The following is a 23,935-nucleotide window of genomic DNA, read 5'->3' as shown; positions in this document are numbered from 1 at the left end:
CCGTGAAGACGCCGGGCCCGCGCCGCAGTACCCGCAGCATCACGAACGGAGCCGCCCGATGAGCGCCGCCACCCATCAACCCCCGCTTCTACTTCGCCTCCAACCCGGAGGTGCGCCGACTGGTCGCCGAAGCGCTCGAAGCTCCCCAGATCACCCCGGACGCCCGCGCGGAAGGCCCCCGCAAGCTCGGCAACGTCGCGGCCCGCCGACGCCGTACCATCCAGGCCGTCCCCGACCAGGACTGGCGACGGCCCCGCCGGCCGGCCACGGACCCAGCCGCAGGGCGGGGCAGACCTGAGCCACCTCCGTTCCGCCCTGCCGCCTGACCCGCGACGACGCGGCCGACTACTGCTGGTGCGGCAGTGCGATCCGGTCGATCAGCTCCCGCTGGACCACCACGCTGCGGCTTATGCTGTCGGCCCAGGTCTGACGCCGCACGTGGGTGACGGGACGGACGAAGCCGGCGAACGCCGGCAGCGCGTCCAGCGCGTGCAGGACGCCGCGCCAGATGGCCCGCGCCGCGCCGATCGGCGCGCCGGTGTCCTCGTCCACCGTCATGATCCCCACCAGTTGGCCGCCCAGGCCCTGCCCGGTCCGCCCCCGTTCGGTCCACTGGAGCGCCAGCCACCCGCCTCCGACCACCCAGTGCCCACCCACCCGCCAGCGACCCCCGGATGTCCACGTCCGCGAGCAGCGCCAGCAACTGCAGCGCAGCGAACGCCGGCGCCAGCGCCGACAGCCCGGCCAGGTACGCCGTCATCAGCCCGCCCGCGATCCCCACCTCGATCCCGGCCGCCGTCGCCCGCTGCGCCCAGGAGGCAAGGCCGGGGATGCCGGTTCTGCGGGCGGGCGCGGCGGGGGCGCCGGGAAGCCACCAGGCGGCGGCCGGTGGCGGGGCGGGGATCGAGGGGTGATCGTGCATGACCGGTCAACTCCTCATCCCTGGGCTGGGGCACGCGGCGCGGGGCGCGGACCACTACCGGGCGCCCCGGGGGCGGCGGCCGTCTCCGGTCGACACGGGTGCGTAGAAAGACGCAGGTCAAAGCCCTGGTCACCGCCGATCGGCGGGGCTAGCATTCCCGGCACGGCGGCCCCACCACGTGCAGTACCGGGCCGTCGAGCAGAGCAGCCGCGCCACGCTCCCGGCGCTGCTGGCCTCCCACCGGCCGGGCCCGGCGGACGCCCCCCGTCGTCCCGGGCCCGGCCGCCTGCGCCCTGCGCCCGGGGCCGGTCCAGGCCGGGGCACTGGCCGCGGCCTGGCTCACTGGTGTGTCACCGCACCGTCTGCGCGGCGCGCGGATGCAGGACCTCACCCCCGGTGCTGTTGAACTGGCTCTGCCGACAACAGTCTCGTGCGGCCCGGGGCGTATCGGCCGCCACGGCATGAGGGAGGTCTTCCCCGTCCCGGCTCGGCTACGACCTTGGCTGCTTGCCGCGGCGCACTACCGCCGCCTGGAAGACGCTGGGGACGAGGCGCGACTGTTCACCAGGGTTCGCGAAGACCGCCTAAGCTCCATGGCTGCCGCATGCGGGATCTATGTCCCCTCCTGACCCCACCAGCATCGCTAGGCCGGGCGGGGCGGCGGACGAACCCTGCCGGACGTACGTCGCTGTCGCGGGGTCGGTCCACGAGGCGGGGCAGCGCAGCCTGCTGAACGGGGGTGACCTCGTGATCGGGGCGGCGTCCGACGTTAGCGGCTGGGCGGTCGGGCAGGCTCGGCGAGCCCCCGTGGCTGGGCAGGTGGGGTCCCGTCGTTTGCAGGTGCTGGCCTGCTCAGATGGTTGGTCGGTTCGAGCGGCTGGTGAGGTGGGTGTGGATCTGTTGGTACAGGTCCGTGACCTCGGTCGGTACCTTGGGGTGGGCGGCCGCGAATGCGGCACCGATGCGGGGCTTGCTGGAGCGATGTTCGGCTTGGACGGTCTCCAGCAGGGATTTATCGAGTCGGGTAAGGAAGGCTTCGATCTCGCCGGCCTTCGTTCCGCCGGTGCCGAAGGTGTCGGCCAGAGTGAAGACGCCGGCGCGGTTCCAGTAGGTTCGCCAGGCGGCGAAGTCGGCGTCGGCGGCGGGTGGGTCGTCCGGGGCGAGGCGGAGCTTTCTGAGCTGCTTGCCGAGGTTGGCCGTGGGCGCGAACGCCGGGCCGTCGGCGATGACGGCCCAGGGGATGCCGAACGCCTCCAGGTAGTTGATGTACCCGCCGAAGCTCGCATCGCCGTTCACGTCGACCATCGCGATGTTCGCGCTCCCAGGGTCGCCGAGGCCGCCGGGGTTCTGGCTCCACCACTGGCTCAGGGCGCCGAGTTCGGTGGCCCCTTCGCACAGGATCACCCCCGAGGCGAAGAGCAGTGCTCGCACGTCGGAGAGGAGCAGTCGCTGCATCCAGTTGGCGAGCTGGGGGCGGTGTGCGGCGGTCACGGAGCTGACGCGGGTGCCGTCGGTCTGCTGGTTGAGGCGTACGACGCGGTCGAGGTCCTCGATGTCGGAGCAGGGGACCATGTCGGGGCTGTGCGTGATGACGATGCCCTGCACGCCGGCGAGGTGGCGGGACAGACTGCGCTGGACGGTGGGGTGCAGGTTGACGGCCGGCTCGTCGAGGACGAGGACGCGGCCCGGCTCTCCTGCCAGCAGGGTGGCGAGCAGCAGGGACTCCTGGACGCCGGCGCCCGCGAACTGGACGATGCGGGCGCTGCCGGCCGGGCCGACGAGGATGTCGATCGCCATACCCTGGTCGGTGGTAGGGGTGCTTCGCAGGTGCAGGTCGAGACGCGTGATGTCCTTGAAGGTCGTCCGAGCTTGTGCGAAGCGGTGCTGCTCCTCGATGCTGCCGTTCTTGAGGCGGTACAGCTCGGCGGCCACCGCGCTGCCGTCGCGCAGGTCGGCGGGACCCCGCAGCTGTGCGAGGGGGAAGTCGCGCGCGAGGGGGAGTCGGCGGTTGTTGGTGAGCACCAGGCCTTGACGCAGTACTGCGGCGAGGACGGAACGGAAGTCGTAGCGTTCCTGGCCCGTGTGTTCGCGGTCCAAGGCGTGCGAGAGCGCCGCGATGGCGGATGGCTCGATGCCCGAGCCGTCGGTGAGGGCCGGGACGTCGACGGCACGCGCTCTCGTGGAGTCGACGTTCGCCATGACGCGGGCGAAGTCGATCGCCGCAGGTTCCATCTCACCTGTCTGCGGCGATATCTCCTCCCGCAGGAAGTGGTAGATCATCGTCGCCTCAACGGCCCGCTGCTCGGTCCCCGCTTCCGTGAACCGCAGCAGCGGCGAAGCAGAGCGGCCCTCCGTCCAAGGCGGAAGCTGTCCGTGGCAGAGCCAGTCGGCGTGGGGCCCGCGGAGGATCCACTGCATCGGCTGGCCGTCGTGGTCGAACTCCCAGGCAGCCCACCAGTGGGTCCGGCGGCGTGCCGAGAACGCGATCCGCAGCGTGCCGCGAAACAGTGACGTGACGGAGTCCGCTGCAACGTTCAGCCCCGGAAACCGCGCGAGTACGCGTCTCTCAGGATGCCTCATCTCGCCATGAGCGTTGAGCGCGTTGCCGGTTACCGCGGCTTCTACGAACAACCGCACCAACTCCTGCTCACCGGGCTGGTCCAGCTCGATTTCGAGGCTGACGGTGTAGGCGTCGGCACCGAACCGGCCGGCCTGCTCATACAGCTCCAACGGATCGGAGTCGTCTCGGGAGCCGCCAAGTCCTTGCTCCAGGACCAGCAGAGGCAGCGCGACGGCGGCGCCCAGGTTCGACTTCCCGGCACCGTTGGGCCCGGTGACGACCGTCGTCCCGGGCCTCAGAGGGAGGTCGAGAGAGGCGAAGGAGAGGAAGTCCTGAGCCGCTATCGAATGAATCTTCATGAGACGCCGTTCGTCCGTGCCTGGCCGATGCGGAGGAGCATGGCAGACCACAGCGGTTGGCCATGGGCTTTCGCCTTACAAACGGAGCTCACCGTCCATCCCCATGCTTATGTTACTTACTGAAAAGGCGTGGACAGTGCGAGGGGGGACGTAGAGTCGTCCTAGCGTTTTAAGTTAGATGAATAGGCGTAGGGGGTTGTGGGGGTGTTCGTGACGACGGGGCAGGCCGGGACGGCACTGGGGTGCTCGATCCCGACGGTGAAGAAGCTGATGGCCACCGGCGTGGTCCCCGGCGTACGCGAGCAGGGTCGGCAGGTGTTCCCGCTGGCCGCTCTCCAGCGGTTGCAGGCCCGCCCGGTCGCGGACCTGACCGTGCTCGGTACGGCCGAGGTGGCGGTGCTGCGCTCGGACGCCCCGCAGCGGGTGGAGGAGCCGGACCGCGAATGGATCGGCTTCGGTACCGGCCTGGACGCGGCGCAGCTGCTGGCGGCGCTGTCGGGTTGGTGGCGGTGCGACCCGGCGCGGGTCGCGGCCGGCGGAGTGCTGCCGGTGACGGTGGCCGGGTTCGTCGTCGCGGTGCTGACCGGCCTGGCCGAGTGGGAGTCGGACGGCACCGTGGGCACCGCGGTCCGGTACCGGTTCCCGAAGGCGCGGTTGGCCGGCTACCTGACCGACCTCACCGCCCCCGTGAACGTCGCCGCCCCGGCCGACACCGAGGACGCGCGTCTGGCGGGCCTGCTGCTCGGTACCCGCCTGACGTCCGTGTCCGGCGGTCCGATCGCCTACGTCACCACCAACCCGACCACCGACACCGTCGACGAGGGGGAGTAAGCCTGATGGACCGGAAGTCGTACACCGCCGAGCTCGCCGGTCTGCGCGAGTTGCGCACCGAGATCACGGCCGCCGAGAAGCAGGTCGCGGCCGCGCGAAAGGAGCTGGACAAGCTCACCGCCCAGCGTGCGCGCAAGGTGGCCGGGCTGGCGGGGTACGAGGGCGCGCAGGCGCCGGCCATCGCGAAGGCCTCCGGGCTGTCAGTCGGCGACGTGGTGCGGATCGCGCCGCTGCTGGACCCGACCCCGGCCGCCGTCCGTGCCGCCCAGGCCGACGACCAGGCCGCGCCCGCGCTCGTCGAGGCGCCGAAGGCCGTCCCGGCCGCCGAGCCCGCCGTCGCGGTCGCCCCGGCGCTGACCCGCCCCGCCGCCGTCGTCGAGCAGCCGGCCCCGGCCGCCCCGGAGACCGAGGCGCCGACCGAGGTCGAGGACCAGGCCGTCGTCGAGCAGTCCGCCCCGGCCGCGCCCGTCGCTGCTGCGCCGGTCGTTTCGGCGGCTCCGGTCGCTCCGGTCGCTGCTGGGCCGCGCGAGCTGCCCGCCCTTCCCGAAGGCCCGGCGGGCGCGCGGTTCGAGGCCGCGACCACGGGCCTGGTCTCCAAGCGGCCGAACTTCACGCAGCAGGCCCGCAGCACGGTGTTCCTGGACGCGGCGACCGGCGACCTGGCGGTGCGCGACCGCGTGGTTCGCCTGGACCTCGGCGCCCGCACGCCCGGGGAGATCCTGGACGCCGTCCTGGCGACCGCGCCCGGGACCGAGCGGGTCTACATCACCGCTGGCGCCCCGTGGCACGACGGCGGCGAGCGCTACTCCACGCTCAAGGACGCGGTCGCCGCCTGGCTGAACACGCCGTCGGAGCGGTGGACGACCGCGGTCGGCTCGGGCCGGGACAAGCTGGCCGGGCACTTCGTGCACCAGCGCCAGCCGGTCGGCCGCTACGCCCCCGCGAGCGCGCCGGACAGCGCCACCACCGAGATCCGGAGCATGGGGGAGTGGTTCGACCCGGACGGCGCGGACGTCGTCACCTGCCGGGACGCCTTCCGGCTGCTGTGGCAGGCGCTGCGCCGTCACTGGGACGACGCGGTGCTGATGGGCTCCCCCAGCCAGACGGGCCGGGACCTGTGGTCGCGCACCATCCCCACGACCGGCAAGTGGGCCGGGGGTTACCCGGTGCTGTCCGAGGAGCTGCGGGGCCTGCTGCACGCGACCGGTGGTCAGGGCCGGACCGAGTTGCTCCTGCCGCCTCGGGTGCCGGAGCAGTTGCCCGCGTTGGTGGAGTACGACCGGACCTTCGCCTACGCGAAGCACTTGTGGAAGTCGCCGGTTGGCGTCCCGCGCCGCATCACGGCGGCTGCGTTCGCCGCGATGTCCGGGCAGGAGCAGGTGAAGGCGCTGATGTCGTGCTCGCACTGGAACATCCGCGTCACCGTCCCGCAGGGCTGGAGCCACGTCGGCCTCCTCCCGGCCCCGGTCACCGGTGACCGCGCCTGGATCTACCCCTCGGCGCCCGGCGCGACGTTCACCACGTGGGCGGGCGGCGCGGAGGTCCACCTGGCGCTGTCCAACCACCTGATGCCGTGGAAGGTCGAGATCCTGGGCGGCCTGCTGTTCGAGGACGGCAAGCCGCTCGACGAGTGGGGCAAGCGGTTGAAGGCGGCGTGGGCGGACCTGACCAACCTCTCCAAGCTGCACGGCGACGAGCGCCAGCGGCAGGCGGCCTACCTCGCCTCCCGCGCCGTCCGCTCCGTGCTGCTGTTCGGCCTGGGGGGCTTCGCGCAGCGCCCGCGTCTGGTGTCCGGCACCACCCCGCTCGGCGAGACCCTCCCGGCCGGGGTGGAGATCCTCGGCCAGGGCGACAGCGTGGTGACGTGGCAGCGGCAGGCCGGCTTCTCCCGCGACCCCTACGCCCACCCCGAATGGGCGGCCTACGTGTGGTCGGGCGCGCGGGCGGCACTGCTGGACATGAAGTACCGCCAGGGCAAGGAGGTCATCGGCTACGCCGGCGCCCTGCACGCGAAGCCCGGCACGGTCGTCTACTTCGGCACGGACGGCATCGCGTTGACCGAGCGCCAGCCCTGGCCGTACCGGGGCGAGCCTGGCGACTACCTCCTCAAGGGCCACCTGACCGGCCCCGTCGAGCACCCGACCAGCCAGGAGCAGTACCTCAAGCTGCGCGGCCTGGGCCGCGCCGAACTCGCCGCGAAGGGAACTGACCAGTGAGCCCCGCCGACCCGAACCACCCGAACGAGGCCGCCCGCCTGACCCAGGAGCTCATCGACCAGGGCTACACCAAGCGCCAGGTCGCGAAGATGCTCGGGCGCGACGCCTCCCTGGTGTCGCAGTTCTTCACCAAGGGCAAGGGCGCCGCGTTCGTCGGCGCCCTGCGCCAGATGGTGCGGGCGGTGCGCGGCGGCGAACGTGACGAGGAGGCGCTGGCCGGGATCGCGGAGGCGAATACCACCCGCCGCCGCACGAAGACGGGGCAGAAGGCCCGGGTGCGGGGCAAGGACGTGATCGGCACCCCGGGCGGGTCGATGGCCGGGCGTGCTGGGGCGCAGGCGATCAAGTCCGGGGCCGCGCACCTGGCCGCCGTCATCCACGCGGCCGCGGCCGCCGACGGTCGGGTCGCGCTGACGGTGCGCATGCGCGCCCGCTACTTCACCCTGTCCGCCGGGTCGAAGCAGGACTCTCCGGGCATCCGGCGCGGCGTCGTCCCGCGCGCGGACGGCACCGAGGAGCGTACCTACGGCTCCTCCGCCACCGGCGGCTTCCCCGCCACCGAATGGTCCCGCCGGGTCGCCGACTCCCACGGCGACGTCGTCCACGCGGTGCGGACCTGGCTGGTCGAGACCGGCCGCGCCACCGAGGACGCCGAGATCGTCTACCTGGAAATCCGCACCTGGACCCCCGCCGGCCACCAGAGCTCCGACGTCCTGATCGGCTGACATCCACCGGCCCCGGGGACCCGGCCGGCCTCTCCCCATCCATGACCTGGCCCCGGGGAGAGGTCGCCCGCCGCGACCCTGCCACAGCACCGCCCGCCCCGTCGCGCCGTCTCAGTATCCGAAGGAGAAGCACCGCCGTGGAGACCACCACCGCCACCGAGGCTGGCGTCCCGGCCGCGTTCCCCGACCGGCCCGGACAGCCGGTTCCGGCGCAGCCGACCGGCACCGCCACGGTGAACCCGTTGCCGCTGCACTGGTTCCAGAAGGACGCCGTCGCGGCCGCGGTGAAGGCCGTCAAGAACGGCGGCCGCGCCACGATCGTCGCGGCCACCGGCTCCGGCAAGACCCTGATCGCCGCCGGCTGCGCTCGCCGCCTGGCCGCGAAGGGCCGGGTGCTGGTGCTGGTGCCGACGATCGAGCTGCTGGAGCAGACCGCCGCCTCCTGGTCGTTGAAGGGCGGCCGCCGGGGGCTGGCGGTGGCGGCGTGTTCGCGGGCGGAGGCGTTGGAGAGCGCGGAGGCCGGCGGCCGTGTCGAGGCCCAGGTGACCACCCAGGCGGCCCGGATCGCCGACCTGGTCAAGGGAGCCTCGGACGGCCAGCCGGTGACCGTCTACGCCACCTACGCCTCCCTGGAGCGGATCGTCACCGCGCACAAGGAGTTCGGTCTCCCGGTCTGGGACGTCGTGATCATCGACGAGGCACACCGGACGGCAGGCTCCGAAGGGAAGGCGTGGGCGGCGATCCACTCCGACGACAAGGTCCCCGCGCTGCGCCGCCTGTACTTCACCGCCACCCCGAAGATCGCCGACGACACCCGCGCGAAGGCCGGCCTCGCGGACCTCACCGCCGCCGCCGACGGCCAGGGCGCCGAGCAACTGCCCGCGCTCTGCTCCATGACGGACACCCGCATCTACGGCGAAACCGTCTACACCTGGACCCTCGGACAGGGCATCGAGCACGGCTACCTCGCCGACTACCGCGTCCTGGTCCCGGTGGTCACCGACGAGGACCTGCGCGAACTCCTCAACCTCCCCGCCGTCGCCGACCTCCGCTCCCAGCGCTCCAACGAGGAACTCCTGCGCCTCGCGTTGCAGATCGCGGTGCTGCGCGCCGTCGCCGACCTCCAGCTGCGCCGGGTCATCACCTTCCACTCCCGCGTCGCCGCCGCCCGGGAGTTCGCCGCCACCATGAACGCCACCGCCGAGCTGCTCCCGGATGCGGACCGGCCGGAGCGGGTGACCGCCCTCGCGGTGGCCGGCTCCGACAGGCTCAAGGACCGTCGGGCGGCGTTCGCGACCTTCTCGGCCTCCACCGGCGAGCGGCCCGGGGAGGAGGGCGAGGAGTGCTGCATCATCTGCAACAGCCGACTCCTGAACGAGGGCATCGACGTCGAGGCCGTGGACGCCATCGTCTTCGCGGATCCGAAGTCGAGCGTCATCGACGTTGTCCAGGCCGTCGGCCGGGCCCTGCGCCAGTCCTACCGGCAGGGCAAGGTCTCCTGGGTCATCATCCCCGTCTACCTGCCCACCCCCGAGGTCGGCGACGACACCGCGGCCGCCGACCCGGCCGAGATCCACGACGCGGGCGAGGCCGTGAAGGCGGAGGCCGACGACGAGATCGAGGCGTCCTCCTTCCGCACCATCTGGCGCGTCCTGCGCGCCCTGGCCGCCCACGACGCCCGCGTCGTCGGCCGCATCACCGAACTGCGCACCCGCCGGGTCGGCGAGAAGGACCAGGACATCATCACCGAGTCCGAGGAGGGCGAGGAGACCGGCGAGGCCGGTGACGCCGAGCAGCCGGCCACCCCGGAGTCGCCGGTGGACTGGCTACGGATCAACGCCCGCAAGCACGCCACCCAGATCCTCCAGACCGTGAAGCTGCGCGCCTTCAACCCGCGCGCCACCGAGTGGCAGCGCATGCACCAGCTGGCCGACGCGTTCCAGGCCGAGCACCACCACCTCGACCCCACCGACAAGACCCGCGACGGCGCACTGATCTCCTGGCTCGACCGGCAGCGCTACCTCCACGGTGCCGGCCTCCTCGCCCCGGTCCGCATCCACGAACTCGACCAGCTCGGCATGATCTGGGACAAGCACGCCCGCTCCTGGGACCGCGGCTACGCCCACGCCCGCGCCTGGGCCCAGAGGCGCGGGCACCTGGCGATCCCGGCCGCCGAGAAGCTGGACGGCCACGCGGTGGGCGCCTGGGTCGGCCGCCAGCGCAAGAACACCAAGCTCACGGCCGCTCAGGACGCCAAGCTCACCGCCCTGGACGCGATGTGGCGCATCGACCCGGACTGGAACCGCTCCTACCGCCGCCTACTCGCCTACCTCACCGCCGGCGGCACCCTCGACGGCCCCGCCAATCGCACCGGCGGCGACGCCGACCCGACCTTCCGGCCCGGCACCTGGCTGCGCAAGCAGGCGACGGCCCGCGTCGAGGAGAAGCTCAGCGCCCAGCAGATCGCGCTCCTGGACGCCCTGACCGCCGTCGAGAAGAACGGCGCCGGCGCCTGACCCGACCCCGCCCACCTGCTGCCCTCCGGCCTCCACCGGCAGGACCTGACTTTCTGGAGGAGACGCGGGGCCTGTACACCCGGCACCGCCGGCCGGCGTCTCCCTGACGGCCCCGTACGGCACAGGCGGCCGGGTCCGACCAGTTCCCGTGCGTCATCATCGCGCTCGCTCACGCGAAGTCGGACCGGGGCGTGGCGGCGGCGTAGGCCGGCCCCGCCCCCCGCCTTCGAGGGCGGGCCGGTCAGCACCAGCGGGCCGGGTGTGGGGTTCGAGGAAGAGGCCGAGGATGTCGGCGGGCACGGGCTGCTGACCGGGGCCCGCGTCCGGCCGGGCTCGGACCGGGAGCGGGTGCCTCGCTGCTTCCGGCGGGCCGGGGGCTCGTCCGGTCGGGCAGTACGCCGAGCGCCCCGCCCAGGGCCGTCGAGCGCTCGATCACGGCCCGGGTGTGCCGGACGACCAGGGCGAGCCGCTCACCGTCCATGGCCGCCAACTGCTCCAGCATGTCGGCGGCCGGTTCCGGGTTGGTGCCCTCCGGCAGACTCCCGGGCCTCCTTCCGGATCCTAGGCCTGCTCGGCCAGGCGGCGCCGGAGCGGGGTGGCCTGACGGCGTGCCTGCCCGCGGTAGAGGCGGGGGCGGCCGGTGCGGGCATGGGCCGGTAGCCACTGTTTGCACCGTGGGCCGGTGCCGGCCGGACCCGCCGAGGGCGGGCGCTGCGCGTCGCCGGATCCGATCCGGGCGCGGGTTCCCCCGGGCCGTTCGAATCCGGGGCGGGTGTGCCTTTACTACCTGACGGCGGACCGGAAGGTCCTGGAGCGCTACCTGGCCGATCTCTCCACCGATCCGCGCTCGACCCACTCGCGCAGCCGGGACATCAGCTCGCTGAACGCGTTCTTCCAAGCCGTGCGCCGCCACGGCTGGGACGAGACCCTCCCAGCGAGCGCGACCTACTACCCCGACGATTTCCCACGCCCCGACAGGCGGCTGCCCCGCGCGCTGGCCGAGCAGGTCATGGCCCAGGTCGAGCAGGCCGACAACCTCGACCGCTGGCACAACCCGGAGGGCCGCCTGGTGACGCTGGTCCTGATGCGGTGCGGACTGCGGGTCGGCGACGCCTGCAATGTCGCCTTCGACTGCATCGTGCGGGACGCGGACGGCGCCGCCTACCTGCGCTATCTCAACCGGAAGATGAAACGCGAGGCCCTGGTCCCCATCGACGAGGAGGTCGAGGCTGAGATCACCGCGCAGCAGCGCCGCGTCCTGGAACGTTGGCCCGACGGAAGCCGCTGGCTGTTCCCGGCCCCGCGGATGAACCCTGACGGCGCCCGGCCGCTGACCACGCACTCCTACCGGGGTCAGCTCGCCGTCTGGCTGGAGCGCTGCGAGGTGCGCGACGAGCACGGCCGGCCCGTGCAGCTGACACCCCATCAATGGCGCCATACTTTTGGAACCAGGCTGATCAACCGGGACGTCCCGCAGGAAGTCGTACGCGTCCTGCTCGATCACTCCTCCGGGGAGATGACCGTGCACTACGCCCGATTGCACGACACCACGGTCCGCCGGCACTGGGAGCGGGCCCGCAAGGTCAATATCAAGGGCGAGAGCGTCACCGTCAGCCCCGACGGCCCCCTGGCCGAGGCCACCTGGGCCAACCAGCGGCTCGGACGCACGACCCAGGCCCTGGCCAACGGCTACTGCGGTCTGCCGATGCAGAAGACCTGCCCGCACGCCAACGCCTGCCTGACCTGCCCGATGTTCCTCACCACGACCGAGTTCCTGCCGCAGCACCGCGAACAGCGCCAGCAGTTGCTGCAGATCGTCTCCGCAGCCGAGGCCCGCGGTCAGGCACGGGTGGTGGAGATGAACCAGCAGGTCCTGGGCAACCTGCAGCGGATCATCACCACGCTGGAAGCCGAGACCGACGAGCCGGAGGCCACCGCTGATGCGAGCTGACAACAGCCGGCACATCGTCGAGGCCGCCCGCCGCCGCAGCGAGCACACCCGTTCCAAGGCCATCCAGGCTCTGCGCTCCCTCGACGCGGCCGGAGAGCCGGTCACCTTCGATGCTGTCGCCAAGCAGGCGGGCGTCTCGCGGTCCTGGCTCTACGGCCAGCCGGACCTGCGGGCCGAGGTCGAGCGCCTGCGGGCTGCATACCGTCGAGCACCCGCGTCCCCGATTCCAGCACGCCAGCGGACCTCAGATGCCTCCCTGCTGCGGCGACTCGAAGCAGCGAACACCCGCGTCCGGCAACTCACGCAGGAGAACCGCCGTCTGCGTGATCAACTTGCCAGTGCACTGGGCGAACAACGAGCCGACAGAATCACCAGCAGCCAAACGAGGGGACAACGATGAGTGCCGCCGACGAGCAGGACCGACTCCTGCGGGGACCGAGGATCGCTCTCGAACGGGCCCGGCAGGACCGGTCGACGTGGGCGGACCTCGCTTACCACGGTGTTCGGGACACCGACGAAGGTGCCGTGACCGACCGCAACAGAGCCGCCCGCTTCGCGGTGCTGTGGGCGCTGCAATACGACCGCCGCCCCCAGGACCTTCCGCTCCTGCGGTTCCTCCTCCAGCAGCAGACTATCTATTACCGCGAGGCCGTCCCCTCCGGTTTGGCCCCCGACCTGACCCTGGCGGGGTTCCTGGTCGCCGAGCACCGGCAGGTCGAGGACCTGTGGCTGCACTGGGACGCAAAGAACATCAGCTTCGACACGGCCCTGGGCTACCACCTCTACCACCTCCTCACCGCGGGCATCGCCGCCAGCGCCGAGGCAGTGCAAGCCAGCTCCCACCCTGACCGCGACCGCATCCTGGGCAACATCACATCCGACCGCCACACCGACGCTGCCGTCGAAGAATGGCTGGACCAGCAACGCGCCCGCTTCCCCTCCCAGCCGGCCGCCGAAGGACTCAAGGAGTGGGCCCACCACGCCGCCCGCTTGGGCGAGCGCGAGGTATCGCGCCTGTTCATGACCGAGTGGGCGGCCGGCGAGCCGCGAACCGACTCCGTACTGAACACCCTGCAGTTCCACCTCGCCCACCTCGGCTACCTCGCCGAAGCCGTGGACGTGCAGAAGGAAGCCGTCGCGCTGCACGACTCGTGGTCAGGAGAGAGGGTCAGCGAACTGCTCACCCTGGCTCGGCTGCAACGACGAACTGGCGACTTCCCAGGCTCATGGCAGACGCTCCAGGAGATCCAGCGCGTCCTGCCGCCCGACAAGCACGGCTTTGAGCAGGGTAAGTGGCGGCACTTCGTCAAGGAGTGCTTCCTTCTCGTCCCGCTCGCACCTGACACCTCCACCGCGCAGCGTCTCCTCGCCGCGAGTGAGCAGGATCTGCAGGGCATTCCCCGACTCTGGATGGACAGCGTCCTCGACGCCGCCGTCGCGGCTGCCGAACACCTCGGCGATCCGCAGGCACTCCACCGCTACAGCGAACTGCAGCAGGTCGCCGCCGACGAGCGAGCTCAGGAAGTCGACCAGGCAAAGCGCCCCTCAGCGTCAGGATCCCCAACCCCACGGCGAAGCTCCGGCGCCACGGCTTTCCCGTTTTCCAGCTCCGCAACTCAGCCCTGATCACCCTCGCCGCCGACCTGCCGCCCGCGGTGCTCAGCGCCGTGCTCGGCATAAGCCTGACCAGCGCAGGCAACTGGACCCGGCGCGCGGGCCGCGACTGGAACGCCTATCTCGCCACCCGCGCTCAGGAGGACTGACCACGGTCCCGGGGATCAATGAGAACCGAGGCTATCGGGCGGGGGCGTCGGTAAGTCGGATCGGGCTCTGCATGAGAACCTCTAGTAGTCGTTCGCATGCATAGTGTAAGGGAGGCGAGTTCGGTGACTGTCGAGGACCCCGTCGTGCAGGACCAGCTGGTGCCGAATGCGGCGTTCGAGTACGTCGCCACGCAGGAGACCCTCGACCGGGCCGAGCGCGCCCGGCAAGAGCTCGCGGCCAGCGGCTGGGAGGTATGGGTGGAGACCAAGTGGTGGAAGTTCGAGATCCACCTCAACGAGCAGGCCGCCAACGACGCCGCCGAGATCGCCGAACACGTCGGCGCGGTCGTCGCGGCGTTCCTGCCCAAGGGGATCGCCGAGCTGAGCGAGGCGTTCGTGAAGCTGCGGGCGGAGTGGATCCGCCGGACCGCCGCAGGGTCGAGCTGCAAGCTGGTCTCGCCCTGGACGTATTCCGCCGCGCCGCCGCGCTGACCGCCCCGTCGGCTCCGGCCTCGTCCGTGCCCGACGGGGTGACGGTGCCGGACCTGGTGCTCGCAGCGGCCACCGGCTGGACGCCGCCCACCCTGCGCGGCCTGGGCGACCCGCGCCGCGACTACGCCCTCGGCGACGGCCTGGTCCACCTCACCTGGCCCGGCCGCTCCGACGTCCAGGCCCTCGAACAGCGCGGCAACCTGGCGGGCTGGACCGAAGTCTTCGACGACGAGGGCAACTGGATCGCCCTCATCGCCGGCCACCCGGTCGCCGACGCCGCCGACCGCATTCCGCTGCTGTCCGCCAACCCCGCCGACGCCCTCACCCTGCTGCGCCTGGCGATCGACCAAGGCCTGGCCGCCGACGGTCCGGCCCGGCCGTCCGCGCACGTCCACGGGTGATCCCGGTCACGGACAAACCGGGAGGAAAAGGCCCTTGACCTGGGCAATTCGGGCAGGACAAGGGGGCTGGTCAAGGGGTCGGACAAGGGGTGCGGTCAGACCGCGGACAAGGGGGTGGTGTGCAGGGTCGGCGGTGCTCGGGCGAGCGCCCGGGTGCCGGGGCCGGCCACCGCGCTGCTCCGGCCGACCGCTGACGGAAGGCCACCTCGATGACCGCCACCGCATCTGCCGCACCTGACCCCGACGACGACCAGGGCGCCGCCCACCACCGGCCGGAACCCTTGGGCGAGGCCTCGCCCGGCGGTGACAAGGACCCCGCCGCCACCTCCACGGACACCTCCGCCGGCACCTCCACGCGACTCCCGCCCGAATCCGGCGTTTGCGCAGGTCAGGCCGCCAGGACAAGGGGTCGGGCCGTGGCGACAACCCCTCTGCTCTTGCTGTCGAAGACAGCAAGAGCACGCCCTGGAAAAGAGGATCGACTGACCCGGTACGCGGGAAGGTCCTGATGGCGCTCGCGCTGTTCCAGCGGGCGACCGCCCGGGAGCTGTGGCCGCTGGTGGTCCCGAACCAGCGTGTCGACCGCTCCGTGCGCGACGCACTCGGCGACCTGGAGGAGGCGGGCAAGGTCCGCAAGGAGCTGACCCTGCGGGACGGCCGCCGCCTCTGGTGCCTGACCCCGGCCGGCCGCCGGGACGCCACCGCCCTGCTCCCGGCCGGAACGAAGCTCGCCGCGGCCCGCCCGCAGCGCGAGAAGCCCTCGGCCGCCTACTCCGAGCACGCCCTGGACGTCGCCGCCACCGCCGGTCACCTCGCCAAGGCCGGCTTCGGCCACCTCGCCGCGTACGCGACCGAGGTCGAGCACAAGCTGCCCGGCCGCCGCTCCCTGTTCGCCGACCTGGTCCTCACCGACCCCGGCGCGGACGTCCCCGTCCTCCTGGTGGAGGTAGACAGGGACAACGAGGGCAACGGCACCCTGGTCGCCAAGCTCGCCACCTACCGCGCCTGGTGCCAGCTCCCGGCCCAGGGCGTCACCAAGCGGGCCTTCGAGGCCTCACTGCACCGCTCCGGGGCCCGCACCCACGACCTGCGCCTATGGGCTGACACCTACCCGGCCACCGGCCGCGAAGGGCTCCCGCCGACCTGCCCAGCCCCGACCACGCGCTGCGCGTGGCGATCGACGGCCTGCCCAGCGGCACCGACGAGATGTGCGGGCCCTTCAGCCTGCCCACCGGCGACATCGCCCACCAGCTCCACGAACTCGCCGCCCACTGACCCCGGCCCGGGCCCGCGCACTCCGTGCGGGCCCGGCCCTGCCTGCCGAGACCAGGAGAACTTCCATGCCCGTCAGCGACCCCGCGACCCTTGCCCTGGCGACCACGGCCGCCGGCTACCTCGCCACCATCACCGTCATCGCGATCACCGCCGCCGCCGCCCCCGCCCGCCGGTGCGAGGCCCGCGCCCTGCTCACCATCCTCCTCAACCGCCGGACCTGACCTACCGGGCCCGGGAGCTGGTGGAGCAGCCGGTGTTGTCACCGGACGTGGGTGATGAAGATCCGGGATCCCTCGTGGCAGTTGATCGTCGCCCCGTGCCCGACAGCCGGGGGACGGGACAGGTCGGAGTAGACCGCGACCGCGGAGATCTCGCCGGGATCGGCGGCGAGGAGCGCGGCGACGACTGCGTCGCTGCCGCCGTTCGGCCGCCGGCTCGTCCGGCCGGAGCCGGGGCCTGCCCCGGCGGACGTCCTGGCCGGTGTCCGGCCCGCCGCTGGCCCGGCGTGCCCGTCCGGGCCGGTGCTCGCCGTCCGGGCCTGCCTGTCGCCCCGGCCGCCGACGCTGCTCCCGGCCCGGTAGTCGTGACGCCGATCGTGACGCACCATCCGGCGAAACCTTGATGGCCCAGGTCAACCCCCGTGGTGAAAGACCGCTCAAAGCCGACGGGTCACGTCACGAGCCACACTGAGTGCGGCCCGCCCCGCCCACCCGCGCCGGGTCCCAACTGCCGCTCTGGGTATGCCTTCTGGGCTGGCGCTCACAGGACCGGTAGGCTTGCCGTGGATGGCCTGCGCCGTCGTCGATGCGGGGGGTCGCACATGTCGAGCACCATTTTCCTGCTCCTCTCCATCAGCCCGCTCGTCATGGTTCTGGCGATGATCGTCTGGCAGCGGGCGGGCGAGGCGAACGACGCCTACACCGGGGTGGTCACCGGCCGGTGGGTGCACAGTTCGATCGGTACCTACGGCCCGTCGGGCCATCTCATGGTGGGGATCCGCACCGACGAGGGGCGGGAGGTCACCATCGAGGTGAACAGTCGGACGTACCGGTCGCTCGGCGTGGGCGACCGGGTGGTCAAGGCGCCGGGTGCGCGCTGGCCGGTGCGGTCGGACTGACGAAGCGAACAGCTCTGCCGCATCGTCCGGCACGCCTCGCCGCCCGCGACCGCCTTCGGGACACCGCAGACCGCGCGCGGCTCGCGCACCGAAACCGCCGGTCGGGCCGGGCAGCAATCGCGGCTGGCCTGCGTGAGGCCCGGGGCCGGCGGGCCTGCCCGGTTGGTCCGGGCTCGTCCCCGGTACCGGGCCGCGGCGCTCCCCCAGGGCGGGCCCGGGAGCGGCCGGCCCCGGCCCCGTTCCCCGGTTTCCCGGCTCCGGCCGGGGTGCTGCGGCTGCCATGCGCAGCGCCCCGGCCGCACTGCTGCAGCACCTGCTGCCGTCGAACCGCTGCACTCTGCAGCGCTATCCGGGCCCACCGCCACGGCGCCGTCGTCGCCGGCCCCGAAGCCGAGAACGACGCCACCTCCGCCACCACCACCGCGCCGGACGCGCCGGCTGGCGCCGCTCCCCGGCCTGGCAGTCGTGACGGAGATCGTGATGCCGATCGTGACGCGCCCCCTGCGCCGAACCTTTCCGGCCCAGGTCAAAGCATTGGTGACCGCGAACTGGAGCCGACGGGCCGAGGAGCGCTGGCGCGAACTGGTGAGCCGTCAGCGCCAGGCCGAGGTGCCCACCCGGCCCACCGAGCGGTACGGACCGTGGGAGTGGGAGCGCCCGCTCTCGGACGGCTGGGCCCGCACCATGGGGTGCGACCCCGACGCCTCCAGCCCGCGCGGCCGCCCGGTCCACGTCCTGCTCCACCACGGCCAGCCGGTCGGCTGGGTCGAGCCGGCATCCACGATGTCCCCCAGTGGGCGGCGATCCTCCACGGCCACCCCGGCCGGCCGGACCGCTTCGTCCGCGAGCCCCGCCACGACCAGGTCGCCCTCCACCCCTCCGCGCTCCACGCCATCGCCCACCCTCCGGGCCGCCCACCGCGACCGCGATCCCAAGGCCCTGCCCGCCGGCGCCTGGCAGCACCCGAACCCGCACCGACCGAGGGTCTGACCCGCGTCCGGCTCCGGTCGGCGGGGTCGGCGGCGAAGCGACCCTCGATCCCCAGGACCCAGCCGTCCAGGCCGCGCGGGCTCCGCGCGTACCGCACGGCGGGTGCGGCTCCCGCCCCGCACCCGCAAAGGCTGGTGCGGTAGCGGTAGTCGTGCCGCTACCGCACTGCACCATGCGGCCCGCGCCCGCACCGCGCGCCGGCCCGCGCGCGATGGACAGACAGTCCCAGCAGCGCAAGCGGCGCGCCTATGGACAGGCCCTGCAGAGTGCGTCGCGCGGTGGTCCGCTGCACTGGTGCGGTCCCGCCTTCCCCCTGGACAACGGCGCATTTCCCCTGGACAAAGCGCCGCGCGCGATGCCGGAGGAGGCCCGGCGACCGTGCCGCACCGGCTGGTGCGGCGCGCCCCGCACCCGCACCGCCGCACCCGTCCCGCACCCGCACCGCCGCGCGCCCCACACCCGCACCGCGCGGTCCGCGCGCACCGCACCGCGCGCGTCGGCGCCTGGGCGCGCGGCCTGGCGGTCTGTGGTGTCGGTCACGGACATACCGGGAGGACAAGGCCCTGGACTGGGGCGAATCGGGCGGGACAACACGCTGGTCAAGGGGCCGGACAAGGGGTTCGGTCAGGCCGCGGACAAGGGGGTGCCGTGCATGGTCGGCCGCACCCGGGCGCCGGTCCGGGTGCCGGGCCGGCCACCGCGCCGGATCCGGCCTCCTGCTGACGGAAGGCCAACCCGATGACCACCACCTCGCTCGCCGCTCCCGACCCGGACGACGGCGACCAGACCGCCGACCACCCGACCAACCGACAGGCGAAGGCCTCGACCGGCCAGGACACGGGCCCGAACGGCGCCTCCACCGACACCTCCACCGCCTCGCCCGGCGAAGATCCTGTTTCCGCAGGCCAGCAGCGCCGGACAAGGGGTCGCCGCCGTGGCGACAACCCTTCTACCGCTGCTCCTGGAAACCGGAGGCGCAAGCACCGTGCGACGGGTCCGGCCAGGGCGAGGGTCATGGTGGCGCTCGTCCTGTTCCAGCGCGCCACCGGCCGGGAGCTCTGGCACCTGGCCCTGCCCGGCCAGGCCAGCGACAAGTCGACCCGCGACGCGCTGCTCGACCTCCAGGACGTGGGCAAGGCGCGCCCGGACGGCTGGGCCCGCGGCCGCAAGCTCTGGTGCCTGACCAAGGCCGGCCACAAGGAAGCCGCCCGCCTGCTGCCGCCCGGCACCAAGCTGTCCACCGTCCGCGAGCAGGGGGAGAGCGCCGGCTATGACGAGCACGCCCTGGACGTCGTCGCCACGGCCGGCCACCTCGCGAAGGCCGGCTTCGGCCACCTCGGCGCGTACAGCACGGAGGTCGAGCACAAGCTGCCCGGCCGCCGCTCGCTGTTCGCCGACCTGGTCGTCACCGACCCCGGCGCGGACGTCCCCGTGCTCCTGGTGGAGGTCGACCGGGAGAACGAGGGCGTCGGCACGCTGGTGGCCAAGCTCCACTCCTACCGCGCCTGGTGCCGGCTGCCCGCGAAGGGCACGACCAAGCGCGCCTTCGAGGCCTCGCTGAACCGCTCCGGGGCCCGCACCCACGACCTGCGGCTGTGGACCGCCACCTACCCGGCCACCGGCCGCGAGGGCCTGCCGCCGGTCGCCCTGGTCCTGGAGGCCGGCCGCAAGCGCAACCGCCGACCCGGCGCCCCACCCCTCACCGCGGAGCAGAAGAAGGCCAAGGCGAAAGCCGACCACGAGCGACTGCTGAACCACATCCGGCGGATCGAGGCCGCCTCGGTGCCGGCCTGGCGCGCACCCACCCACCGCTGGGAGGAGACGAGTGCTCGCGACTACCACCGCGCCCTGCCTGTGGTCGCCACCACCATGCCGCTGCTGCGGAAGTTCGGCGCCGGCGGGCCGATCTGGTGGCGGTTCGGCGGCCAGGAGTGGAGCACCCTGGCGAAGGCGCTCGACAACCCGGACGGCGACCGGCTGCTGGAGCGGGAGCAGGAGGCCGCCCACCGGGCCCGCGAGGAGCAGGAAGCGGAGCGCGAGCGGGCGCAGCGGGAGCGGCGGCGCCCGGCCTGCACCCACTGCCGGGTGAGGTTCTCGGACGAGCGGTGGGCCGAACAGGAGCGGGCTGACACCTGGGACGACGACGGGCTGTGCGACGGCTGCCGCCAGGACGTGGCCGAGCAGCGGGCGCGGGAGGCCGCCGAGCGTGAGCGGGTCGCCGCGGAAGCCGCGGCCGCGGAGGCGAAGCGCACCCACTCCTGGTGGCGCCGGTCCTGACCCGCCCTCATCCCGGTGCAGGCCGCTGACCTGCACTGGGGAGTTTCGCCACCACCGCTGACCTGCACCGGGGAGTTTCGTCCCGGGCCGGTGAGTTTCACCCCGGAGCCGCCGGTGAGTTTCCCCCCCGGGGGCGGCCGTCCCGGGCCCGGAAACTTTCCATCGCAGGTCAGGGCCGGTGAGTTTCGTTCCGGCGTGGTCCGTTCGGGTGGCGGCCGGGTTCGGCGCGGCGGTCGGGTGGGCAGAGCCTTCGGCATGACGACACCCACCCGGCCCCACCGCCGACGACGCCGCCGTCCCTCCGCACCGGCCGCCGTGCCCGCCCCCGCCGCACCGGTCCGCGCCGCGAGACCGCCGGCCCTGACCCGGACCGGCGCCGGTGGCGGGTGCTGTCGGACCTGGTCGAGCGAGCACCTCGCCCAGGGCGGACTGGTTGTCCGAACGACCTGGCACGAGATGGCCTGCCCGGCCTGGTCCCGGCGGTGACCACCACGGCGCAGGCCCCCGACCCGGTCCGGACCAGGGTGTGCGCGGCCCTGCTCCACGACGACCGCCTCGCCCTGATCCGGCGCGACCGGCCCGACGGCGTACAGCACTCCCTGCCCGGCGGCCTGGTCGCGCCCGGCGAGGACCCGGCCACCGCGCTGCGCCGCGAGCTCCTCGAGGAGCTCGGCCTCGACCTGGACGACCTGCCCACCCCGCCGCGGCTGCGCTTCGCCCAGGACCAGGCCACTGCGCGACCGGGTGAGACGACGCTCTTTCGCCGGCGGCACCTGGTCTTCACCGCCCGCCTGCCCGACCACCTCCACCACGCCGTCGCCGCCGCCGAACTGGACGACCCCGGCCGGGCACCGGTGGTGTGGCTGCCGCTCGCGCAGGCGGCCGGCCTCCACCTGTACCCGGACATCGGCGCCGTCCTCGCCCAGGCCGTCCGGCCCGACACCGCCCAGGCCGGCGGCCCGATGCTGCTCCCGGCGATGACCGGCGCGGCCTACCAGTGGCGCTGACCTGCCGCACGGTGTTCACGGGAACGGACGTCGCGGGCGGGTGTGGCGCGGCATAGTGCGGGGGTGACCGCGATTCCCGCCCGCCTGGACCTGCCCGCACGCCGACGCCGCCACGCCCGGCTGATCGCCGCCCTGACCAGCACGGTCGGGGCCTGCGCTACGGCGGCGGCCGCGCTGTACCAGCCCGTCGCGGACGCCCCGCCCGGGCAGGAGGCGGTCGTGGTGGACCCGCTGCCGGTCGTCTACCTCGGCCGCACCGCGGCCCCGCTGTTGGAGGCGGCCCGGGCCGAGGACGACGCGCAGTGGCCGGCCGCCGTCGCGTGGGAGCGGGAGCAGGCCCGGCGGACGAGCGCCGCGAGGGTGGCGCTGGGGCGGGCCGAGGAGATTGTGGAGGAGCCCGGGCTGTCCTGGCCCGTGCCGCTTCCAACCGCGGAACAGGGTGCGGTCATCGACCTGGCGGGCGCCGGTGAGCAGGTTGCCGAGCTGTGGCGGGCCGACCCGGCGCAGGCCGCCGCCGTGGTGCGCGAGCTGGTGGCCGGCGGGGAGTTCACTGCGGCCGAGGTCCTGGACGCGGCGGTGGAGGCGGCCGTCGGTGCCGGGCTGCTGGCGCTGGCCGACGCGGGCACGGCGTCCGATCCGAGCATGATGGCCGAGCAGTGCCTGGGCGCCGTCCCGTACCTGGTGCTCGCGGTGGCCCTGGCATCCGCCGACCTCGACTGAGTGGCTTTGTACGCGAGGACGGGAGTCGTTTGTCGTCGGCTTCGGGAGTCACCGCGTGGGCCTGTTCCATGATCAATGTCGATGAGTTTGGGAGTCACTCACGGTCCGGCGAGCGATTCAGGGTCCATCCCTCGGTGAAGGCCCTGAGCTGATTTCGCTGCCGTTCCTCCTCTGTGATCCGGTCGGTGAGAACGCGGCGGTCGATGTACGGCGCGACGGCGGCGAGGACCAGGCGCTGAGGCTCGGCAGGGCCGAGAGCCTCAACCTCCCACTGCACCGGCTGTTCGGCGGCGAGTTTGTACCGACGGGCGAACCCCGGCCAACGCGGGTCGCCCGCCTTGCCCGGAGGTTCGGTGTCGGCGGCGGCCGGGAAATTCGCTTTCGGCCGCCGGAGTGCGGTGATAGACAGCCGTAGTGCAAAAGAATCTTGAACTCCCTGACCTGCTGCGACTGATCGACGAGCGGTCGACGGCCTTCCGGGCCGCGATCGCCGCCGCGCCCAGCCTGGACGTGCAGGTGCCGACCTGCCCCGAGTGGACGCTGTTCGACCTGGCGCGGCACCTGGGCTCGGGCCGCCCCTTCTGGGCCGCCGTCGTCGAGGCCGGTCCGGCCGACGCCCCGCCGGCCGAGGCCGTGGCGGCGCGCGCCGAGGCGCAGGCGCCCCGGGAGCGCGAGGCGTTGGTGGCCTGGCTGGCCGCGTCGACGCAGGAAATGCTGGACACCCTGCGGGAGGTCGGCCCGGACGCCGAGTGCTGGACGTGGTGGGGCGCCTCGCAGTCGCCGCGGACCAGCGGTGCCGTCGCCCGGCACCAGCTCCAGGAGATCGCGGTGCACACCTATGACGCCCAGCTCACCGCGGGCGCCGCGCAGCCGCTGCCGGCAGAGGTGGCGCTGGACGGCGTCGAGGACTTCCTGTTCACCTGCTGCGCGTGGTCGGGCGCCTGGCCCCACGAGCCGGCCGTCGTCGACTACCACGCCACCGAGGGCCGCTCCTGGCGCTTCACGGTCGAGGCGGACGGCGCCCGCGCCGTCCGCCTCCCGGCCGCCGGCGAGGCCCAGGCCCCGGCCGACGCCTCCGCCCGGGGCACGGCCGGTGAGCTGGTCCTGTGGTTCTACGGACGCACCCCGCTGGACTCGGTGAAGATCGACGGCGACCGGGCCATCTTCGAGCGGCTCTTCGCCTGGGACCCGAACGCGTAAGGCGGTGTCGACGACGCGGCGCCCGGTCGCGTCGTCGGCTCATCCGACCGTGCCCTGGGCGAAGCGTCGGCGTGGCGTCACCGTCCTGACATGGTTGAGAGCAGGGGTTTCGCGTCCTTCGAGGATTTAACACCCGCCGGTCTGGTCATAGCTGGCGGCTCGCTCGGCGGCCGGCCGAGAGGCCCACCACCGCCACCCTTGGCGCGATGGACGGGCTGCTCCAGCCCTGGCCCGGCTCGGCCCCGAAGCCGCCACCGCGCTGGAACCGGCGCTCACCGCGCCCGCCCGGTACGCAGCCCGGTCACCGACCGCGCCGGCCCGGCCGTGCCTTCGTCCCCGAAGACCCGCCTCGCCCCACGCCGTAGAAGCCGGGGCCGGTGGGCCTTCGCCCGCTACGCTGCTGTCGGCGCCCGCCGAACCCGAGACGCACAATCCGGGCCATCACCGGCGGGCGTCGTGCTGCCGCCGACATGGGACAGGACGAAGCGGTGCGCACCGCGGGCAATGGGATGCGGTGCGCACCGCCCACTGCCGGTGAGTTTGGCCGCCAGGGGCCGGCTGCCCCGGGCCAGAAAGCCTTTCATCGCAGGTCAGGGCCGGTGAGTTTCGTCCC

20 protein-coding genes and 1 pseudogene are annotated in these 23,935 nt (G+C 73.2%); 18 read left to right on the top strand and 3 right to left on the bottom strand.

The genetic code is table 11. The features are described 5' to 3' along the window. Nucleotides 1-345 precede the first annotated feature (345 nt). Nucleotides 346-642, bottom strand: coding sequence for an RDD family protein (locus tag ACIF6L_RS31825; RefSeq protein WP_396490938.1), 297 nt, complete (start codon nt 640-642; stop codon nt 346-348). A gap of 32 nt (nt 643-674) precedes the next feature. Here ACIF6L_RS31825 and ACIF6L_RS31820 point away from each other — a divergent pair, with 32 nt between their 5' ends. Continuing rightward, a complete protein-coding gene (locus ACIF6L_RS31820; RefSeq protein WP_396490937.1) occupies nt 675-914 on the top strand; it encodes a hypothetical protein in 240 nt (79 codons plus the stop codon). Between the two features lie 860 nt (nt 915-1,774). Here the strand turns inward: ACIF6L_RS31820 and ACIF6L_RS31815 are convergent. After that, nucleotides 1,775-3,841, bottom strand: coding sequence for a TOPRIM nucleotidyl transferase/hydrolase domain-containing protein (locus ACIF6L_RS31815; RefSeq protein ID WP_396490936.1), 2,067 nt, complete (start codon nt 3,839-3,841; stop codon nt 1,775-1,777). A gap of 204 nt (nt 3,842-4,045) precedes the next feature. On the opposite strand from ACIF6L_RS31815, the gene ACIF6L_RS31810 reads away from it, so the two are divergent. The 11 genes and pseudogenes from ACIF6L_RS31810 to ACIF6L_RS31760 all read left to right on the top strand — a co-directional run bounded on the left by ACIF6L_RS31810 (nt 4,046) and on the right by ACIF6L_RS31760 (nt 16,232). Beyond that, the gene (locus tag ACIF6L_RS31810; protein ID WP_396490935.1) at nt 4,046-4,672 is read left to right on the top strand and encodes a DNA-binding protein; all 627 of its coding nucleotides are present in this window, start codon (nt 4,046-4,048) and stop codon (nt 4,670-4,672) included. Nucleotides 4,673-4,677: 5 nt separating this feature from the next. After that, the gene (locus ACIF6L_RS31805; protein ID WP_396490934.1) at nt 4,678-6,888 is read left to right on the top strand and encodes a hypothetical protein; all 2,211 of its coding nucleotides are present in this window, start codon (nt 4,678-4,680) and stop codon (nt 6,886-6,888) included. After that, complete coding sequence (locus tag ACIF6L_RS31800) at nt 6,885-7,613, top strand: helix-turn-helix domain containing protein (protein WP_396490933.1); 729 nt, start codon at nt 6,885-6,887, stop codon at nt 7,611-7,613. The genes ACIF6L_RS31805 and ACIF6L_RS31800 overlap by 4 nt, the downstream gene beginning before the upstream one ends. Nucleotides 7,614-7,750: 137 nt before the next feature. Further along, nucleotides 7,751-10,129: a Helicase associated domain protein gene (locus ACIF6L_RS31795; protein WP_396490932.1), complete on the top strand. Its 2,379-nt coding sequence runs from the start codon at nt 7,751-7,753 to the stop codon at nt 10,127-10,129. A 772-nt stretch (nt 10,130-10,901) separates the two neighbouring features. Next, on the top strand, nt 10,902-12,080 hold the full coding sequence (locus tag ACIF6L_RS31790; RefSeq protein ID WP_396490931.1) for a tyrosine-type recombinase/integrase: 1,179 nt from the start codon (nt 10,902-10,904) through the stop codon (nt 12,078-12,080). Then, on the top strand, nt 12,070-12,480 hold the full coding sequence (locus ACIF6L_RS31785) for a DUF6262 family protein (protein ID WP_396490930.1): 411 nt from the start codon (nt 12,070-12,072) through the stop codon (nt 12,478-12,480). Before ACIF6L_RS31790 ends, ACIF6L_RS31785 begins: the two co-directional genes overlap by 11 nt. Before the next feature lie 125 nt (nt 12,481-12,605). After that, on the top strand, nt 12,606-13,706 hold the full coding sequence (locus ACIF6L_RS31780; protein WP_396490929.1) for a hypothetical protein: 1,101 nt from the start codon (nt 12,606-12,608) through the stop codon (nt 13,704-13,706). A gap of 260 nt (nt 13,707-13,966) precedes the next feature. After that, on the top strand, nt 13,967-14,335 hold the full coding sequence (locus ACIF6L_RS31775) for a hypothetical protein (protein WP_396490928.1): 369 nt from the start codon (nt 13,967-13,969) through the stop codon (nt 14,333-14,335). A 26-nt stretch (nt 14,336-14,361) separates the two neighbouring features. Beyond that, entirely contained in the window at nt 14,362-14,736 is a 375-nt protein-coding gene (locus tag ACIF6L_RS31770) for a hypothetical protein (protein ID WP_396490927.1), read from the top strand. A gap of 508 nt (nt 14,737-15,244) precedes the next feature. After that, nucleotides 15,245-15,739: pseudogene (locus ACIF6L_RS31765) on the top strand (replication-relaxation family protein); the annotation flags it as partial. Between the two features lie 337 nt (nt 15,740-16,076). After that, nucleotides 16,077-16,232 carry a hypothetical protein gene (locus ACIF6L_RS31760; protein ID WP_396490980.1) on the top strand — a complete coding sequence of 52 codons (156 nt, stop codon included), beginning with the start codon at nt 16,077-16,079 and terminating at the stop codon, nt 16,230-16,232. Between the two features lie 38 nt (nt 16,233-16,270). Here ACIF6L_RS31760 and ACIF6L_RS31755 read toward each other — a convergent pair whose 3' ends face one another. After that, on the bottom strand, nt 16,271-16,618 hold the full coding sequence (locus ACIF6L_RS31755; protein WP_396490979.1) for a hypothetical protein: 348 nt from the start codon (nt 16,616-16,618) through the stop codon (nt 16,271-16,273). Between the two features lie 213 nt (nt 16,619-16,831). Between ACIF6L_RS31755 and ACIF6L_RS31750 the strand changes: the two genes are divergently transcribed. The 6 genes from ACIF6L_RS31750 (at nt 16,832) to ACIF6L_RS31725 (ending at nt 23,322) form a co-directional block, all read left to right on the top strand. After that, nucleotides 16,832-17,128, top strand: coding sequence for a hypothetical protein (locus ACIF6L_RS31750; RefSeq protein ID WP_396490926.1), 297 nt, complete (start codon nt 16,832-16,834; stop codon nt 17,126-17,128). 480 nt (nt 17,129-17,608) lie between these two features. Beyond that, nucleotides 17,609-18,118: a hypothetical protein gene (locus tag ACIF6L_RS31745; RefSeq protein ID WP_396492621.1), complete on the top strand. Its 510-nt coding sequence runs from the start codon at nt 17,609-17,611 to the stop codon at nt 18,116-18,118. Between the two features lie 738 nt (nt 18,119-18,856). Continuing rightward, nucleotides 18,857-20,395, top strand: a complete 1,539-nt coding sequence (locus ACIF6L_RS31740; protein ID WP_396490924.1) for a hypothetical protein — start codon at nt 18,857-18,859, stop codon at nt 20,393-20,395. Between the two features lie 482 nt (nt 20,396-20,877). Then, nucleotides 20,878-21,402 carry an NUDIX domain-containing protein gene (locus tag ACIF6L_RS31735; protein ID WP_396490923.1) on the top strand — a complete coding sequence of 175 codons (525 nt, stop codon included), beginning with the start codon at nt 20,878-20,880 and terminating at the stop codon, nt 21,400-21,402. A gap of 63 nt (nt 21,403-21,465) precedes the next feature. Beyond that, entirely contained in the window at nt 21,466-22,122 is a 657-nt protein-coding gene (locus ACIF6L_RS31730; protein WP_396490922.1) for a hypothetical protein, read from the top strand. A gap of 414 nt (nt 22,123-22,536) precedes the next feature. Then, nucleotides 22,537-23,322: a maleylpyruvate isomerase family mycothiol-dependent enzyme gene (locus ACIF6L_RS31725; RefSeq protein WP_396490921.1), complete on the top strand. Its 786-nt coding sequence runs from the start codon at nt 22,537-22,539 to the stop codon at nt 23,320-23,322. Nucleotides 23,323-23,935: the final 613 nt, after the last annotated feature.

It is taken from the genome of Kitasatospora sp. NPDC086009 (genome assembly GCF_044540385.1).
GTDB lineage: Bacteria > Actinomycetota > Actinomycetes > Streptomycetales > Streptomycetaceae > Kitasatospora.
Note: the sequence above shows the minus strand (reverse complement) of the source record. Positions and strands in the feature narration are given on the sequence as shown.